The sequence below is a fragment of the Paenibacillus sp. FSL M7-0896 genome (assembly GCF_037975415.1).
GTDB classification, from domain to species: Bacteria; Bacillota; Bacilli; order Paenibacillales; family Paenibacillaceae; genus Paenibacillus_AQ; species Paenibacillus_AQ silagei.
The window spans coordinates 1,066,979-1,083,024 of record NZ_CP150250.1; the positions used below are offsets into that span (position 1 = coordinate 1,066,979).

Annotated in this window: 17 protein-coding genes and 3 tRNA genes; 18 read left to right on the plus strand and 2 right to left on the minus strand. The window is 49.9% G+C overall.

Features of this window, described 5'->3' with window-relative positions:
- The first annotated feature begins 3 nt into the window (after window positions 1-3).
- The 13 genes from MKY12_RS04500 (at window position 4) to MKY12_RS04560 (ending at window position 12,541) form a co-directional block, all read left to right on the plus strand.
- Complete coding sequence (locus MKY12_RS04500) at window positions 4-705, plus strand: ABC transporter ATP-binding protein (RefSeq protein WP_036723349.1); 702 nt, start codon at window positions 4-6, stop codon at window positions 703-705.
- 75 nt (window positions 706-780) lie between these two features.
- A complete protein-coding gene (locus MKY12_RS04505; RefSeq protein ID WP_036723351.1) occupies window positions 781-1,977 on the plus strand; it encodes an ABC transporter substrate-binding protein in 1,197 nt (398 codons plus the stop codon).
- A gap of 177 nt (window positions 1,978-2,154) precedes the next feature.
- Window positions 2,155-3,288, plus strand: coding sequence for an alanine dehydrogenase (ald, locus tag MKY12_RS04510; RefSeq protein WP_339313054.1), 1,134 nt, complete (start codon window positions 2,155-2,157; stop codon window positions 3,286-3,288).
- A gap of 142 nt (window positions 3,289-3,430) precedes the next feature.
- Window positions 3,431-3,505: transfer RNA gene (locus tag MKY12_RS04515), tRNA-Glu, on the plus strand.
- 4 nt (window positions 3,506-3,509) lie between these two features.
- Window positions 3,510-3,592 (plus strand) — tRNA-Leu (locus MKY12_RS04520).
- Between the two features lie 459 nt (window positions 3,593-4,051).
- Entirely contained in the window at window positions 4,052-4,945 is an 894-nt protein-coding gene (locus tag MKY12_RS04525; protein ID WP_339313055.1) for a polysaccharide deacetylase family protein, read from the plus strand.
- Between the two features lie 73 nt (window positions 4,946-5,018).
- Window positions 5,019-5,561: a GNAT family protein gene (locus MKY12_RS04530; protein ID WP_339313056.1), complete on the plus strand. Its 543-nt coding sequence runs from the start codon at window positions 5,019-5,021 to the stop codon at window positions 5,559-5,561.
- Window positions 5,562-5,619: 58 nt separating this feature from the next.
- A complete protein-coding gene (locus tag MKY12_RS04535) occupies window positions 5,620-5,892 on the plus strand; it encodes a hypothetical protein (protein WP_339313057.1) in 273 nt (90 codons plus the stop codon).
- A 140-nt stretch (window positions 5,893-6,032) separates the two neighbouring features.
- Window positions 6,033-7,577 carry a response regulator gene (locus MKY12_RS04540; protein WP_339254207.1) on the plus strand — a complete coding sequence of 515 codons (1,545 nt, stop codon included), beginning with the start codon at window positions 6,033-6,035 and terminating at the stop codon, window positions 7,575-7,577.
- A gap of 2 nt (window positions 7,578-7,579) precedes the next feature.
- Window positions 7,580-9,310, plus strand: coding sequence for a histidine kinase (locus tag MKY12_RS04545; RefSeq protein ID WP_339313058.1), 1,731 nt, complete (start codon window positions 7,580-7,582; stop codon window positions 9,308-9,310).
- Window positions 9,311-9,453: 143 nt separating this feature from the next.
- On the plus strand, window positions 9,454-10,800 hold the full coding sequence (locus MKY12_RS04550; RefSeq protein WP_339313059.1) for an extracellular solute-binding protein: 1,347 nt from the start codon (window positions 9,454-9,456) through the stop codon (window positions 10,798-10,800).
- 2 nt (window positions 10,801-10,802) lie between these two features.
- Window positions 10,803-11,732, plus strand: coding sequence for a sugar ABC transporter permease (locus MKY12_RS04555; RefSeq protein ID WP_339313060.1), 930 nt, complete (start codon window positions 10,803-10,805; stop codon window positions 11,730-11,732).
- Window positions 11,729-12,541 carry a carbohydrate ABC transporter permease gene (locus MKY12_RS04560; RefSeq protein ID WP_076082389.1) on the plus strand — a complete coding sequence of 271 codons (813 nt, stop codon included), beginning with the start codon at window positions 11,729-11,731 and terminating at the stop codon, window positions 12,539-12,541. The genes MKY12_RS04555 and MKY12_RS04560 overlap by 4 nt, the downstream gene beginning before the upstream one ends.
- Window positions 12,542-12,758: 217 nt before the next feature.
- Here MKY12_RS04560 and MKY12_RS04565 read toward each other — a convergent pair whose 3' ends face one another.
- Entirely contained in the window at window positions 12,759-12,956 is a 198-nt protein-coding gene (locus MKY12_RS04565) for a hypothetical protein (RefSeq protein WP_036697411.1), read from the minus strand.
- 146 nt (window positions 12,957-13,102) lie between these two features.
- Here MKY12_RS04565 and MKY12_RS04570 point away from each other — a divergent pair, with 146 nt between their 5' ends.
- Both MKY12_RS04570 and MKY12_RS04575 read left to right on the plus strand, forming a co-directional pair.
- Window positions 13,103-13,480, plus strand: a complete 378-nt coding sequence (locus MKY12_RS04570) for a helix-turn-helix transcriptional regulator (RefSeq protein ID WP_036727506.1) — start codon at window positions 13,103-13,105, stop codon at window positions 13,478-13,480.
- An 83-nt stretch (window positions 13,481-13,563) separates the two neighbouring features.
- Window positions 13,564-13,646 (plus strand) — tRNA-Leu (locus MKY12_RS04575).
- A gap of 119 nt (window positions 13,647-13,765) precedes the next feature.
- Here MKY12_RS04575 and MKY12_RS04580 read toward each other — a convergent pair.
- A complete protein-coding gene (locus MKY12_RS04580; protein ID WP_036727508.1) occupies window positions 13,766-14,245 on the minus strand; it encodes a glutathione peroxidase in 480 nt (159 codons plus the stop codon).
- A 171-nt stretch (window positions 14,246-14,416) separates the two neighbouring features.
- Here MKY12_RS04580 and MKY12_RS04585 point away from each other — a divergent pair, with 171 nt between their 5' ends.
- From MKY12_RS04585 to MKY12_RS04595, 3 genes are all read left to right on the plus strand, one after another.
- Window positions 14,417-14,851 carry an organic hydroperoxide resistance protein gene (locus MKY12_RS04585; protein WP_036727509.1) on the plus strand — a complete coding sequence of 145 codons (435 nt, stop codon included), beginning with the start codon at window positions 14,417-14,419 and terminating at the stop codon, window positions 14,849-14,851.
- Window positions 14,852-15,132: 281 nt separating this feature from the next.
- Entirely contained in the window at window positions 15,133-15,411 is a 279-nt protein-coding gene (locus tag MKY12_RS04590) for a hypothetical protein (protein ID WP_036727511.1), read from the plus strand.
- A gap of 107 nt (window positions 15,412-15,518) precedes the next feature.
- On the plus strand, window positions 15,519-15,938 hold the full coding sequence (locus MKY12_RS04595; RefSeq protein ID WP_036727513.1) for a thiol-disulfide oxidoreductase DCC family protein: 420 nt from the start codon (window positions 15,519-15,521) through the stop codon (window positions 15,936-15,938).
- Window positions 15,939-16,046 lie beyond the last annotated feature (108 nt).

The following is a 16,046-nucleotide window of genomic DNA, read 5'->3' on the forward strand; positions in this document are numbered from 1 at the left end:
GCTATGCTTACAGTACAAGGGATTAATGTCTATTACGGAGCGATTCATGCCTTGAAGGAGCTAAGCATCACCGTGAAGCAGGGAGAGATCGTGACCTTGATCGGTGCCAATGGCGCCGGCAAGTCTACGCTGCTTAAGACGCTCTCGGGGCTGCTGAAGCCCAAGACAGGAAGTATCGAATTCCTGAATAAATCCATAGCGAATCAAAGTGTTCAGGCGATTGTCAAAGAAGGGCTGATCCATTGTCCCGAAGGACGGCGCGTATTCGCCAATATGTCTGTCGAGGAGAATCTCGAATTAGGCGCTTACCTGCAGGATGGAAGCAGCCTGGCTGCTGACTTCGAGAAGGTGTACAACACCTTCCCGCGATTGCTTGAACGCAAGAAGCAGCAGGCCGGGACCTTATCCGGCGGGGAGCAGCAGATGCTGGCAATGGGCCGGGCTATTATGGGCCACCCGAAGCTGCTGCTGCTGGATGAACCGTCGATGGGGCTGGCGCCGCTGCTGGTCCAGGATATTTTCCGGATTATCAAGGAAGTCAACGATGCCGGAACCACTGTCCTGCTGGTTGAGCAGAATGCCCACCAGGCGCTCAAAATCGCCGACCGTGCCTATGTCCTGGAGACAGGCCGGGTAGTGCTTGAAGGGGATGCCAAGGAAATGGCCGATTCCGATGAGATCAAAATGGCTTATCTCGGGCACTAGCAGAGGTATCCATCCTACAGCAGCATCACAGAAACAACATATATAAACTAAATAATCAGGAGGCTGGGAGAAACTATGAAGAAAATTGGGGCCATTATCTTGTCGACAGTATTGACTGCGGTATTAGCATCCGGCTGCGGCAACAACACAGAGAACAGCGGTAACTCTGCAAGCGGCGGGAACAGTGCCGGAGGCACGATCAAAATCGGGGCTGACCTGGAGCTTACCGGCGGCCAGGCTTCTTTCGGCGACTCGGCCTCCAAGGGCGCGAAGCTGGCGGTGGACCAGATCAACGCCGCAGGCGGTGTACTCGGCAAGCAGCTGGAGCTGGTAGTTGCAGACAATGCATCGAAGTCGGAGGAAGCTACACAAGCGGCGCAGAAGCTGATCACCAATGATAAGGTCGTGACCATCATCGGCGCATCCACATCGACCAACACACTGGGGATCGTTCCGGTAGCTACGGAGAAGAAGATCCCGCTGGTCTCGGTAGGCGCTACGAATCCGAAGGTAACCGTGGATGAGCGCAGCGGCAATGTGAATGAATATGTGTTCCGCGCCGCATTCATCGATCCGTTCCAGGGTGAGGTTATGGCTAACTTTGCGCTCGATTCCCTGAAGGCCAAGACGGCAGTTATCTATACTGATACGTCCTCCGACTATTCCAAGGGTCTGCAGAAGTTCTTCGAAGAGACCTTCAAGGCCAAAGGCGGCGAAGTGCTGAGCCAGGAGTCTTACCAGCAGAAGGATTCTGACTTCAAAGCAGTTCTCACCCGAATCAAAGCAGCGAACCCGGATGTCATCTACCTGCCTGGTTATTATGAAGAAGTAGGTAAAATTGTGAAGCAGGCCCGTGAGATGGGCATTACCGTTCCGTTCCTCGGTGGCGACGGCTGGGATTCCCCGCAGCTGGCGGAAATCGCCGGTGCCAAAGCGCTGGAGAACACGTTCATGTCCAATCACTACTCGCCTGAAGATACAGCTCCTGAAGTAACCAGCTTCGTAGACGCCTATAAAGCGGCTAACGGCGGAGCGGTTCCTGATGGTATGGCGGCCCTGGGCTATGATGCCTTGAAGCTGGTGGCTGATGCGATTACCCGTGCGGGTGAAGCTGATCCGGCCAAGATTACAGAAGCACTGGCAGCGACTAAGGATCTGCAGCTCGCTACAGGTAAAATCACCCTGAACGACAAGCATGACCCGGTCAAAGCCGCAGTTGTGCTGAAATTCGTGGACGGGAAGCAAACCTTTGAAACCAAGGTTAATCCTTAAGCTGCGAAATTGCATATACTAAGGTGAAGGAACGGGGGAGCCGGTCCGCAGGAGGCCAGGGAGCCTCTTGCCTCACCTTAACCGTGAAGAGGAAGGCCCCGAATGGGAGCCTTTCTTTTCGCATCTTACAGGGATACAATGTTGACTATAATAGAACAACTTTGAGGGGGAATCGGCATGATTATTGGCGTACCCGCAGAAATCAAGAATAACGAGAACCGCGTCGCCATCACCCCGGCCGGGGTGGAAGCGCTCCGGAAGGCAGGTCATGATGTGTATATTCAAGCTTCTGCCGGCATAGGCAGCGGTTTCAGCGACAAGGAATATTCGGATAAAGGCGCTGTGATTCTGGATACGGCCGCTGAGGTCTGGAGCAAGGCGGAGATGATTATCAAAGTGAAGGAGCCACTACCGGAGGAGTACGGTTATTTCCGCAAAGGGCTGATCCTCTTCACCTATCTGCACTTGGCACCTGAAGCAGAGCTGACCAAAGCACTGGTGGATAGCGGTGTGACCGCTGTGGGCTATGAGACGATTCAGCTTGAAGACGGCTCGCTGCCGCTGCTGATTCCGATGAGTGAGGTCGCCGGACGGATGGCGGTGCAGATCGGCGCCGGCCTGCTGGAGAAGCCGTATGGCGGCAAGGGCGTTCTGCTGGGCGGTGTGCCTGGCGTGCAGCCGGGAGAGGTCGTCATTGTCGGTGGCGGAATTGTCGGCACCAATGCGGCGAAGATCGCGCTGGGCATGGGGGCGCGCGTCACGGTGCTGGATCTGAATGCGGGTCGTCTGCGCGCGCTGGACGATATTTTTGGCGGGCGGCTGGTGACCGTGATGTCGGATTCCTATCATCTGGAGCAGGCTGTGCGCCGGGCGGATCTGCTGATCGGAGCGGTGCTGATTCCCGGTGCCCGTGCCCCCAAGCTGGTCAAAGAGTATATGGTGCAGCAGATGGAAGAGGGCTCTGTAATTGTGGACGTTGCGATTGATCAGGGCGGGTCGATCGAGACGATTGACCGGATCACCACCCATGAGAACCCGACCTATGTGAAGCACGGCGTGGTCCATTACGCTGTAGCTAATATGCCTGGGGCAGTCGCCCGGACCTCGACACTGGCGCTGACCAATGTGACTATTCCTTATGCGCTGCAGATTGCAAACCGTGGCATCCGTGAGGCTGCGGTGAATAACGCGGCGCTTGCGCGCGGCCTGAATGTGGTAGCTGGACAGGTGACCAATGCTGCGGTGGCCGGGAGTCTGGGGTATGAATATACGGATGGAATCCAGGTGCTGGCTGCGGGCGGGGATAGCTGATCTTAAGAGGGGAGAAGCAGAGGCTGCACACTGCGGTTCTCCCCGTATTTTCCGGGAAATGCGACCTTCAAAAAAAGGCTTGTCAAATCCGCCGACGTTTGATATACTCATTTTTGTTGTCACAAAGAAAAACTTTAAATTTGGCTCGTTGGTCAAGGGGTTAAGACACCTCCCTTTCACGGAGGTAACATGGGTTCGAATCCCATACGAGTCACCAATATGCGGTAGTGGTGGAATGGCAGACACGCTATCTTGAGGGGGTAGTGGGTGTATACCCGTGGAGGTTCGAGTCCTCTCTACCGCATACTAGGAATGAGCAGAGACCTTTGGTTATCCAAGGGTCTTTGCTTTTTTGTGTTAGCTGCTGCGCCGGGGGAAGGGGGCATGCCCCACAGCCAGTAACATTGATTGAGGAATGATGCAAGAAATGCAACAATACTGCTCCATAGAGGGCGGTCTATGCTGAAATCCTGCACAAAATACAACAAATCCAGCGCTAACTTGATCTAACCACCGAAATTTGTGCAAATCATGCAACATTGTACTTCATTGAGTAATCGGTATAGATGAATCTTGCAAGAAGTGCAACAATTCTCTATACAAGCGGCCGGTGAGGGAAGGCATCAGCATCATTCACCCGTTAGGGTTAATTTGTATTTAGTTTTTTTGAAACTAAACAGTAGCGATACGCACATGACAATGTGTTTTGTATCCCTACTGTTTTTCTTTTATGATCACAAAACTAGTCGAGGTGGAGATCTTTATGATAAGCAAATTAGGCTTTTCTTCAGATGACCGTTTATTAATTATTAATGCTGATGATTTCGGAATAACTAAGGGAACTAATGAAGCGATTGTTAGTCTATTTGAACAACAAGCTATAACCTCAACATCTATAATGTTTCCCTGTCCAGCAGCGCGGGAAGCCCTTAAGTTTAGTAATCAAAACATTCTAGAAAATATCGGGATTCATCTTACCTTAACAAGCGGTGAGCATCATTCATATAGTCCAGTATTTCAAGAAAGGCCATTGAAAAGTCTAATCAATAAGAATGGTAAATTCCATAATGACATTTCGTATATAGAGGAAAATGCTGATGATGAAGAAGTTAGAATTGAATTAGAGGCTCAAATACAAAGTGCAACTATGTTAGGAATTGACCCAACTCATCTTGACAGTCATGGTGGTAGCATTATGGGTTTATATGCGGGCAATGATTTTTTAGAAATAACCTTTGATCTTTGCGAGAAATATCGTCTCCCCTTTAACTTACCAACAAGAATAATTGAACAACCATTTTTTAATAACAAGCAAAAAGAAACTTTTCGCATTAGAATTAATTCAGGAAGAAAACGTGGGATTTTGTTTATTGATGATATAATTTCTTTGCCGTACTGCTGTAAGCCCGTGGAATATGAGGAAATGAAGAGACAGTTGCTCACGCTATTAAAAAATATTAAGCCCGGTATAACACAATTAACTATACATCCATCGAAAATAACTGAAGAATTGAAGTCTGTAACGAATTGTTATTTTGAGCGTGGGATTGAGTATCTATTACTAATAGACCCAGATATTAAGAAAGTGCTTAATAAAGAGAATATTAATTTAATCTCATGGAAAGAAATACGTGATTTCCAAAGAATTCTAACTTGATCACGCTCTAGCTGGTGACAATTACCTGAAACCTTTAGAATGGAGAAACGAAGATGAATGAAAGGGAGATCCTATGTTACTGGAAACGGAAAGGCTAATTGTTCGTAGATTTTCAGAAAACGACTGGAGCGATTTACACGAGTATTTGTCATTGGAGCAGGTGCTGAAATACGAGCCGGGCGGTGTAAGCGGTGAAGAGGAATGCAAGAATATGGCCAGGGAACGTGCGGAAGGAGATTGTTTCTGGGCAGTTAGCTTGAAGGAGACCAATAAAATGATCGGTCATGTTTATTTTGGGCAACAAGAGCCTGCTGAATTTAAAACATGGATGATAGGTTACATCTTCAACCCTGATTTTTATGGAAAAGGCTATGCCACTGAGGCTTGCCAAAGAGTTTTAGAATACGGGTTTGAAGAATTAGGAATTCATCGGGTGGTGGCTATGTGTAATCCTGAGAACGCGTCTTCCTGGAGATTGCTGGAGCGATTGAATATGCGCCGTGAAGGGCATTTCAAGAAAAAAGCCTTTTTCAAAAGAACAGATGACGGGCAGCCTGTATGGCATGATGCGTACCAGTATGCAATTCTAAATGAAGAGTGGAGTTCTATCGTATAATCCTATCAATCTTGGAGACAATACTAGTAAACGCCTTATTGGGAGGTAGTCTACGGTAATGAATTACTCTGAGATCTATGATCTTCACCTTCAATTGTTAAAAGCTTATTCTGCTCATAACAACGGAGAGTACTCGGCCTATCAAAGGGAAATCGATTACTACACGAATCAACTGCGTTTTGCTGAGGATATGGTGCAGAGGATCTTCGTTCTGAATCAATTGGTCAAGCTGCATGAGAAAGAGCGGGAGGACTTGATCCGGTGGTGTTCAGAAGCATATTTTCATAAAAATTACGATGTTAACGACTCACCGGACGGCAGTCTTGGATAATGCCGGCCGGTGAGTTTTTTGTGTGGAAGACTAGGGCTATCTGCAATTTATTTAGGAATCCATTTCCATTGACAGCCCTTCCATGTTCCGTTATACCTGCATATATATCAGGATTCGACAGGGACGGGAGGATTTCTACAGTGAATTCATTAATTTCAGTCATGCTCGTAGATGATGAGCCGCTTGCACTAGATCATGTGTACCACTCGGTTCCGTGGGAGGAGAATGGCTTCCAGGTGGTCGCCCAGGCGACCAGCGGGCGCATGGCGCTGCGGATGTTCGAGGAATTACAGCCGCAGATTGTCATCACCGACATCTCCATGTCGCCGATGGACGGCTTGGAGCTGGGGCGGCATGTCGTCCAGCTTGCCCCAAGAACGCGGCTGATCTTTCTGACTGCTTACCGGGATTTCGACTATGCCCGCCAGGCGCTGGAGCTGCGCGCGGCCCATTATCTGCTTAAGCATGAGATTAGTCGTAACCGCCTGCTGGAACAGCTGAAGCTGCTGAAGGAAGGTCTGGCAGTGGAGGCCGCCGAGGAAGAAGGGCACGGACATGCGCTCCATATCCTGCTTAAGGATATGCTGGCAGGCAAGTATCAGGCTCCTGCAGGAAATCAGGAATCCCGTCTGCACCGCCTCGTCGCAGATTATCAGCAGGGTCAGCCCGGACTGCTGTATTTCGAGCTGGAGGCTGCAATGAAGCTGGACGGCAGCCGGAGTAATACGCGCAGTGGCACGGCCCTCGTATGGAAGAATATCGAAGAAGAGATCCGCCGTCAGACAACGGACTTGGAGGAGCTTCAACTTCTAGAGATGGATGAAGGCGGATACATCGTGCTGCTGAAGATAACCTCTTCCAGCAGTCTGCTGCTCCAGCACTATAGCTTGCGGCAACTCGCTGCCCAAGTTCTGCTCTGTCTGGAGTCTTACTATCGGGGGAACCTTCCCAGAGTGATCCTCTCCGCAGGCAATGGCGCAGAATTGCCGGACCGCCGATATGCGGCGATGAGGCAGGCTTATGATTATTCTGTGTTTTTGCCGCCAGGTGCTGTATTTCTGCTGGAGCAAGCTGCTTCTACTCGGGAAGCTACCTGTATTGCTCAAGAGGTCAGACAATACCTGTTATCTCCCGAACGCAGCCTGCTGGAACGGCTGAAGACCGGTCTGGACCACATCGCTACCCAGGCCTACTTGGTAGATTTGCGCGCCGTCATGGGTGAGATCAGAGGCGCATGCCGCAAGGACGGAAGCTTCGCCATAGACCAGGAGCTGGGCACAGACGCGCGGCAAGTAGTTAACAGCTTGTACCGGATTCTCGAAGACTGCTTGCAGCAGCCGCAGAGTCCGAAGCAGTATTCCCGCTGGGTGAACAAAGCGATGGAGTATGTTGCCGGGAATTACGCCGATCCCGATCTGTCCCTGGAGACGGTCGCAGGCCATCTGCAGATCAGCAGCATCCATCTGCGGACAACCTTCAAGCGGGAGACGGGCCAGTCCCTGCTCGACTATACGACGGAATATCGGATCGGGCTGGCGAAGCAGCTCCTGCAGACTGGTGAGTACAAGATCTACGAGGTATCGGAGAAGGTAGGGTACAAAACCAGCCAATACTTCAGCCAGGTTTTCAAAAAAACAACGGGCATACAACCCAAGGACTTCCTGCAGCAGAGGGGCAGCGAATAGCTATGCGAAAAATTAAGAATAAAATTCTCGGCAGCGTGATTCTGATCGTTACGCTGTCGGTAACGGCCATCAGTGCCCTGGCGTATGAGCAGTTCTCTTCGATTCTCGAAGCGCAGGCCCTGCGTGAGGATACCATCCATCTGGAGCAGACCACGAATCAGATGAACCATATGATTGACGATGTGCAGAAATATGCCGCCAATATGGTCAACGATGAGCTGCTTCAGCAGTTCGCTGCAAGGTTGAAGTATTCCTCTACGTATGACGAGCTTAGTGCATACCGCGATGTGGTCACTCAGCTGACCAAATTTAATGTGCTGCGGGACTACCTTGAGAGCTCGGCCATCGTCCGCTCTGATGGGAAGATTTTCTGGTCCTCGCTGTATATTGATCCGTATTTTGAACGGCTGCTGCAAGAGGACTGGTATCAGGATGCCTTGAAGAACAATGCCAAAAGCGGGTTCACAGCCCCCCATCTGATCCAGGACCCCGAGAGCAAAAAAATTGTCAGCTTCTTTATCCGTTTTGATCCCCAGTATGGCGGAGTGCTGCTTTTGAATATTGATTACGCAGCTTTTGAGAGTCTGTTCCAGTACTTGGGCCAGTCCTTCGACCAGGTAGCCTGGATCGGCCCGGGTCAATCATTGCTCTATCAGCAAGGCACCGCCACTGAGATGCCTGCCCACACGCTGAGCGCAGACAGCCCGGACATTCAAGTCGTTAAGCATGACAAGGGTTATTATCTGGCCAGCGCTTTTGAAAAATCGGACTGGTCCGTCTCCACGTTTACCTCCAATGAACGTTTCTATGAATGGGTGGGTTATATTGTCCGCTACTGGGCCGTCTTCCTCGCCTTGTGTCTGGTGCTGTGCTTTCTGCTGTTTCTTCCGATTATCTCCAATATTATCCGTCCGATTCTGCAGATGACCAAAGCGATGAAGCAGGTGTCTATGGGCAACTATAATGTTCAGCTCTCGTTCCGCAGCAATGATGAGCTGTCTGTGCTGAAGAATGGTTTTGAGACGATGCTTGGCGATATTGAGCGGCAGATGAGTGAGAAGGTGGAGCAGGAGCGCTGGAAGCGTAAAATGACGGCCGAGCTGCTGTTCGCCCAGATCAACCCCCACTTCATCTACAATACCCTGAACACCGTGGTATATCTGGCCCGCAAAAAGAATTACGCCGCGATTGAAGAGATGGTTGAATCCTTCATTGGCATTCTGCATGATGCTGTCAATATCGGCGATGCCGGTCTGTATATCACGGTGGAGCAGGAGATGAACATTATCAATCACTTCGTTACCATTCAGAAGTACCGGTATGCCGACCGGTTCGAGGTAGTCTGGAGCGTGGAAGAACAGGCGAAAGGGGACTATATTCCAAAGAGCCTGATCCAGCCGCTGGTGGAAAATGCTATTTTCCATGGATTTGCGGAGAAGGAGTCTGTAGGCCGTATTGAGATCATTATCCGTAAGCGCAGCGGAAGGCTGCTGATCTCGGTCAGAGATGACGGCTGCGGGATGAGCCAGGAGAAGGCGCAGGCCATTACGAATGGAACCCTGCCGCCGGCGCGACTTCGTTCAGGGGCGATGAAACAGATTGGACTGTGGAATATCCGGGAACGAATCGAGTATTTGTACGGGCAGGAAGGCCGCCTGGTCATCCGTTCAAGTGAGCAGGGAGGCACCAGGGTATCGGTTCTTCTGCCCTCACGGCCGCCATCGGCGGAGTGAGAATACTATCATTATTTATACAAAATCATCGGATCGTCTAATTGTTGGGCGATGCCTTCAAGCTTATAGTACTACTATACAGACGGACGGAAGACATTACAGGAACCGCCCGCTGTCACAACAGATGCAAGGGGGATCTTAATTTGCACAATCTATTCAGTAAAAAAGCATCGGTTATAGCGCTTGTCTTAACGTTATGCTTCACCTTGGTGCTGGCCGGCTGCGGCAATGGAAACAACAACGCTTCCGGGGACTCCAGCGGCGCAAGCCCTGCGAACACCTCAAGCGATCCTGCAAACGCTTCCGGTAAATTAACCGTGTGGGGCTGGGACAAAGCCTGGTTCGAGGGCACCGGAGCCAAGTTCAACGAGAAGTTCCCGAATGTCAAGCTGGAGTTCGTTGAAGTCTCGGCGGGGGATTATCTGAAAAAAATTCAGACCTCTATCGCTGCAGGCTCCGGTCTGCCGGATATTATCTGGGGAGAAGCGGCCTTCCGCGGCGCTCTCTATGAGCTTAACGTACTGCAAAGCTTGTCCGAAGAGCCCTACAATTTCGATACCTCCAATCTGCTCGACTTCGAGCTTCCGCTGCTGACGAACAGCAAGGGAGAGCTTGTTGGTCTGGAGCAATCCGGCTCGCCTGGAGCACTGGCTTACAAGCGTGATCTGGCTAAAGAATACTTCGGGACAGATGATCCTGATGCATTGACTGCCATGTTCCCTGATTGGGATACCTTCATTGCCAAGGGCAAAGAAGTCTATGAGAAGAGCGGCGGTAAGACATTCATGCTGGGAAGCCTGATGGATGCGTATACCATCCTCTCCAACCAGGGGACAACCGCAGTTGTAGACGGAACCAAGGTGAATACTCAAGAGCTGCTTAGGATCTTCACTCAGCTGCAGTCCATCCGCGACAATAACGCAGAGGGCAAGCTGGCAATGTGGTCACCCACCTGGAATGCTTCGTATTCGCAGGACAACGTAATCTTTTATCCGTCGGCGAACTGGTCGCCAGAATTCGTAATCAAGCCTAACGACAAGGCCAGTAATGGCCGCTGGGGTCTGATGGTGCCTCCGGAAGGCGGATATCCATACGGCGGTACTACTATCGGTATTTGGAAGGACAGCAAAAATAAAGATGCGGCCTGGGCGTATCTCAACTGGCTGTTAGGCACGGACGAAGGCGCTGAAGCCAACTTCGCCGTCTCCGATTATATTTTGCCGCTGAAATCCTTCTTCAAGGATACCTCCAAGCTATCTTCCGGGGCGGATGAATATTTCGGCGGACAGGATCTTGGAAAGTTCTGGGTAGAGAAGGTGTTCCCGAACATGAAGTCCAAAGCAGTGACCAAATACGATCAGGATATCTACAGCTCCTCTGAGCTGGTGCTTCAGGTCATGGCGCAGGATAACAGCTTCGATGCGAAGCAGGCCCTGGACAAGTGGGAAGAACAGCTGAAGAAAAATCATCCTGAGCTGACTTTTGAATAACGATGCAGAAATCTAAAGGAATCAGCAGCAAAAATAAATGGCCGTACCTGTTCATCACGCCTTATTTCTTATCCTACGCCGTACTGAGCTTGTTTCCAATTCTCTTCACTCTATATATCAGTCTTACCGACTGGGATTTGTACGGCAACCGGAATTTCATCGGATTCAGCAATTACACGCAGTTATTTTTCCATGATGCCTTCTTCTGGAAATCCCTGCTCAATGTCATTATCTTCATGGCGGTATACCTTCCGGCCCTTGTCCTTATGGGAATGCTGGTAGCCAGCCTTATCGAAAGCAAGCTGATCCGCCGCAAAACCTTTTTCCGCCTCAGCGTATTCAGTGCCTATATGACAACTCCGGTCGCAGTCGGAATTATCTTCTCCCTGTTGTTCGACTGGCAGGGCGGGTTCTTCAATAATATGCTTATGGGGCTGGGCATTATTCAGGAGAAGATTAATTGGCTGGGCTCCGCCAGCTCCTCCCGCTGGGTAGTCATCCTGATGGTCTTCTGGAAAAATCTTGGGTATTTCGTCATGTTCTACACGGCGGGGATGGCCAGTATTGATACTTCCATCTATGAGGCCGCAGTCATTGACGGAGCCTCTTCCAAAGATGTGTTCACGCGCATTACGATTCCGCTGCTGAAGCCGATCAACCTGTTCCTGATTATTACCTCTATTATCAGCGGCCTGCAGCTGGTGGAAGAACCGATGCTGCTGTTCAGCGGCTGGGCTTCAGGCTCCAGTATGGTAGGAGGGCCTGACGGCTCCACCTTCACACCGATCTGGTACATGTTCGATGCTTCCTTCAACGGCAGTGCGTTCAAGTATGGTAAAGGGGCAGCGATCGCTTACGGCACCTTCCTGTTCATCGCCTTGTTCTCAGTAGTTGGCATGAAATGGATCAACAGGGGCGGTGACGACAAATGAGAGCGAAGAAATTTTTTACCGTATTGCTGCTTAGCCTGATCGCTATCGCGTTCCTGTTCCCGTTCTATATGATGATTGTGATGGGAACCTACTATTCCGAGGACCTGTTCAAGCAGCTTCCGATTCTGCCCAGCGGCTATCTGCTGGAGAATCTGCAGACGATCATGTCTGCCAGCTTCCTGCGGAATTACTGGAACAGCTTCTATGTTGCTGTATTGTTCACACTGGTGACGGTTGGGGTGGCCTCGATTACCGGGTTTGCTTTTGCCAAATATGAATTCAAGGGTAAAAATGCGCTGTACGGCTTCATTCTGCTGACGATGATGATTCCCGGACACCTTGGTCTGATTGCATATGTGATGGAAATGAAGTGGTTCCACCTGAACAACACTCATGCGCCGCTGATTCTGGCCGGACTGAATAATGCCTTCGGCGTATTCTTCATGACCCAGTTCATCCGCTCCTCCGTCCCGACAGAGGTTATTGAGAGCGCGCGGATCGACGGCTGCTCGGAACCGGCTATTCTCACAAGAATTGTTGTTCCGTTCCTCATGCCGGCCATCAGCACCCTGGGGCTGATCTCCTTCCTCGGGTCCTGGAACGGCTATCTGCTGCCGCTGGTCACGATCAACAAGCCGGAGTTGTACACGCTGCCGCTGGGCATTGCCAATCTGTCCACCGTCTTCCGCACGGATTATTCAGCTAGTATCTTGGGTCTGACCCTCGGTACGCTGCCGCTGATTATTCTCTTCCTGTTCGGCTCCAAGACCCTGGTCAGAGGACTTACCGGCGGAGCGGTCAAAGGCTAACTCACTAAATTAGGTAAGAAACAGGAAAAAATAGGAAATAAACCTCTCTTGTGGTGAAATGGAGTACGCTCAGCCATTTCACCGGAGAGGTTTTTTTGTGTATGAATAGAGTGCACGGGAAAAGAAGGATTTTGCCAAGATAAGGTAGAATAACAGTAGCTACAAGAAGAATAATGCCGGTCGGCCCACACATGGAGAACTGCTGCTCCAACTGGAACTAAGATGGCGGCAGATTCAATAATTCAGCTACTTGACGGCGGTATCTGTCTGCCTTGCGCGTACCGTGAATCAGGTTGGACAGCCGATAGGGTGGGATGTCATGTAATTCACAGAATTTCTTCTGATCCAAGTGCAGTTCTGCCAGACGTTGCTTAATGGCCCAGCCGTAGGCAGTAATAGGGCGTTTGCTGTTCAGATTGCTCACCTCGTATCGACTATCCAGCCGGTATGATATAAAATAGGTAAAGATATAATAATAGTTAATTATATACTTTTTTACGTCATTTTTCAATAAAAAATAACGTTTTTACGTATTATATTTTTTGGGGAGGCAGTTGACTGATGCAATCCATCTATGAACGTATTGAATTATTGATTAAACGGCAAGGAATTACGAAGAAATCCTTCTGTGCACAGCTCGGAATCAGCACCGGCAATATGGGAGACTGGAAGCGTGGCAAATCTACGCCTGGCACACATAAGCTGATTGAGATTGCTGCATTTTTTCATGTGAGCTTAGATTGGCTGATCCTGGGCAAACAGCCCCAGACGATTCAGGAAAGCGGCGAGGATTATTTTTTTGGCCAAATGCGGCAATTGAATTGCCAAACGGAGGAGCTGCTGCCGGAGGAAAAGAACTTTATTAAGGAATATCTGGCCTTTACCAAGTATCGTAAGGATAAGGACAAGGATCAGGATACGAAAGGCGAAAATTCTTAAGCTGGTACCTTTACTTTTGAGCGCAACCGATTTATAATATTGAATGTTGGCCTCAAACAATGCTTCAACGTTAGACACACCGCGCGGTAGTGGTGGAATGGCAGACACGCTATCTTGAGGGGGTAGTGGGTGTATACCCGTGGAGGTTCGAGTCCTCTCTACCGCATATTTTTCATAAAAGCCGAGATCCTTGATCATTCAAGGGTTTCGGCTTTTTTTTGAACTCAAAAACACCCTTCGCACGGAACTAATCCGGGTATGAAGGGTGTTTTTGTTGAATCCGCTCTAGCGCAGCAGCTTCTCGATATCCTCTTCGATCTGATCCGGTGTTGTCTGCGGGGCGAACCGCTTCAGTACACGGCCTTCCTGGTCCACCAGGAACTTGGTGAAGTTCCATTTGATACTCTTCGAGCCGAGTACTCCTGGTGCCTCTTTGGACAGATACTTGAACAGGGGATGGGCGTCGGCGCCTTTGACGTTGATTTTCTCGTACATCGGAAAGGATACACCGTAATTGATCTCGCAGAACTCGGCAATATCCTCGCTCTCACCTGGCTCCTGTCCGGCAAACTGGTTGCTGGGGAAGCCCAGAATCTCAAAACCGCGGTCTTTGAATTTATCGTACACTTCCTGGAGACCCTTATATTGCGGGGTGAGTCCGCACTTGCTGGCTGTATTCACGACGAGCAGAACCTTGCCTTTGTACTTGGAAAGTGATTCTTCCTGGCCCCGCAGGGTGTTGGCTTCAAAATCATGGACATTCATGAATGATTCCTCCCGAACATTGATTTATCACAATTTAATTGTACACTATTCACCGCCGGAAGCAAGTTTTAAAAGGTAACAATCTGCCGGGTCGTTTCAAAAATGTGAGGTTGTTTAAGTTAAGTGTAAGTGTTCTTACAAAATTTGTGTTAAAAAGGAGAGATTTTAAAGATGAGTACATTGAAACTAAAACCCCTATATACTGCTACAGCCAAGGTTCGCGGAGGCCGTGAAGGTTCGGTGGAATCGTCCGACGGAGCGCTGAAGCATGATCTCAAAATTCCGAAGGAGCTTGGAGGTCCTGGTGGTGCAGGGACAAATCCGGAGCAGCTGTTCGCGGCAGGTTATGGTGCGTGCTATGAGAGTGCCCTTGCTAATATTGCCCGTAAAGAAGGCGTAAAGCTGCAGGATGTCGAGATTACCTCGAATGTGCTGATCGGCAAGGACGAGAGCGACGGAGGCTTCAAGCTGGCCGTGAAACTGGATGTGAAGCTGCCGGGCATTGAACGCTCTGTGGCAGAGGATCTGGCTAAGAAAGCCCATGATTTCTGCCCGTACTCCAAGGCGACCCGCGGAAATATCGAGGTTGAACTGAACGTTCTGTAGAGATAGATAGCAATGTTCAATTGAATAGCATGCGTATTCGTAAGACCAGACAAGTTAATGTCTGGTCTTACGTTATGTAGAGCCGCAGAACCACGGGTAGGAATGGACAAAGCTGGGAATAATGACTAAATAGAGTCTGAGAAGGCCGGAAGTGTGGTAAATAGCTTGCAGGAGCCTGTACTTTGGTTGACATCACCCCGGAAATTCTTTAATATGTCTAAGTATCTGTTAATGTCGCGCGTGCTATTAACTACCAAAAATTTAAATAATGGGTGATGAAGATGTCTTACAAACCGAGTATTACGAATGTGACCAAAGCCAGCAGCAATGATAAGGAAGGATTGTACGAGTTCATTATCAAGCTTGCTGACGGAACGGAGTGCCGCGCGTTCTACAACCGGTTTCCGGAATGGAAAATGACGAACATCAGCCGCCTGCTCAAGACTCCTTGTCCGGTATGCCGCAAAGATTTCATCTGCAAATGCATGGAATCCTTCACTGCTGATTTCGAAGAGCAAATGACCGGGGACGAATGGATTAACAAGGCAATTGCTGAATAATTAGACGAACGGACGTTGTAGGCGCGGGAGCTATCCCGCGTTTTTTGCTTTTTTTTCAAAAGGGGATATGAATGTTACACTATGCTTAAGAGGAAGGGGGCGGCGATGTGACTGAAGAGCGGAAGGAAGTGCAGGGCGAATCTATTGTGCTGATCGATGGGGTCTGTCATCTGTGCCAGGGAATTGTCCGGTTCATTATTCCGCGTGATCCCAAGGCGCACTTCAAATTCGCTTCCTTGCAGAGTGATGCGGCCCGGGAACTGCTTAAGGCAGGCGGTCTACCCGAGCAGCAATTAGACACTGTGGTGCTGATAGAGAACGGCAAGTATTATACGAAATCGGCAGCAGTGCTGCGGATTGCCCGCAGACTCCGGTTCCCGTGGCCTGCCGCATATGTGTTCATCCTAATTCCGGGACCGCTGCGTAACGCTATGTACAGGATTGTGGCCAGGAACCGCTACCGCTGGTTCGGCAGGGATGAGCAGTGTCTGCTGCCGACACCGGATATGAAGCGCAGATTTCTGTAGCCGGTAAGGGGGATTCTGAGGGATTCTCTCAAATAGTGGTGAAAAAGTTATTGCTGACTTCTTATATCTATGCTACTATAGCAGTAAATTACAGGAACAGTAACGGAA

Excerpts from the sequence above, each read along its gene's own strand:
- MKY12_RS04500 (WP_036723349.1), top strand. The coding sequence starts at position 4 with ATGCTTACAGTACAAGGGATTAATGTCTATTACGGAGCGATTCATGCC.
- MKY12_RS04505 (WP_036723351.1), top strand. The coding sequence starts at position 781 with ATGAAGAAAATTGGGGCCATTATCTTGTCGACAGTATTGACTGCGGTA.
- ald (WP_339313054.1), top strand. The coding sequence starts at position 2,155 with ATGATTATTGGCGTACCCGCAGAAATCAAGAATAACGAGAACCGCGTC.
- MKY12_RS04525 (WP_339313055.1), top strand. The coding sequence starts at position 4,052 with ATGATAAGCAAATTAGGCTTTTCTTCAGATGACCGTTTATTAATTATT.
- MKY12_RS04530 (WP_339313056.1), top strand. The coding sequence starts at position 5,019 with ATGTTACTGGAAACGGAAAGGCTAATTGTTCGTAGATTTTCAGAAAAC.
- MKY12_RS04535 (WP_339313057.1), top strand. The coding sequence starts at position 5,620 with ATGAATTACTCTGAGATCTATGATCTTCACCTTCAATTGTTAAAAGCT.
- MKY12_RS04545 (WP_339313058.1), top strand. The coding sequence starts at position 7,580 with ATGCGAAAAATTAAGAATAAAATTCTCGGCAGCGTGATTCTGATCGTT.
- MKY12_RS04555 (WP_339313060.1), top strand. The coding sequence starts at position 10,803 with ATGCAGAAATCTAAAGGAATCAGCAGCAAAAATAAATGGCCGTACCTG.
- MKY12_RS04560 (WP_076082389.1), top strand. The coding sequence starts at position 11,729 with ATGAGAGCGAAGAAATTTTTTACCGTATTGCTGCTTAGCCTGATCGCT.
- MKY12_RS04570 (WP_036727506.1), top strand. The coding sequence starts at position 13,103 with ATGCAATCCATCTATGAACGTATTGAATTATTGATTAAACGGCAAGGA.
- MKY12_RS04580 (WP_036727508.1), bottom strand. The coding sequence starts at position 14,245 with ATGAATGTCCATGATTTTGAAGCCAACACCCTGCGGGGCCAGGAAGAA.
- MKY12_RS04585 (WP_036727509.1), top strand. The coding sequence starts at position 14,417 with ATGAGTACATTGAAACTAAAACCCCTATATACTGCTACAGCCAAGGTT.
- MKY12_RS04590 (WP_036727511.1), top strand. The coding sequence starts at position 15,133 with ATGTCTTACAAACCGAGTATTACGAATGTGACCAAAGCCAGCAGCAAT.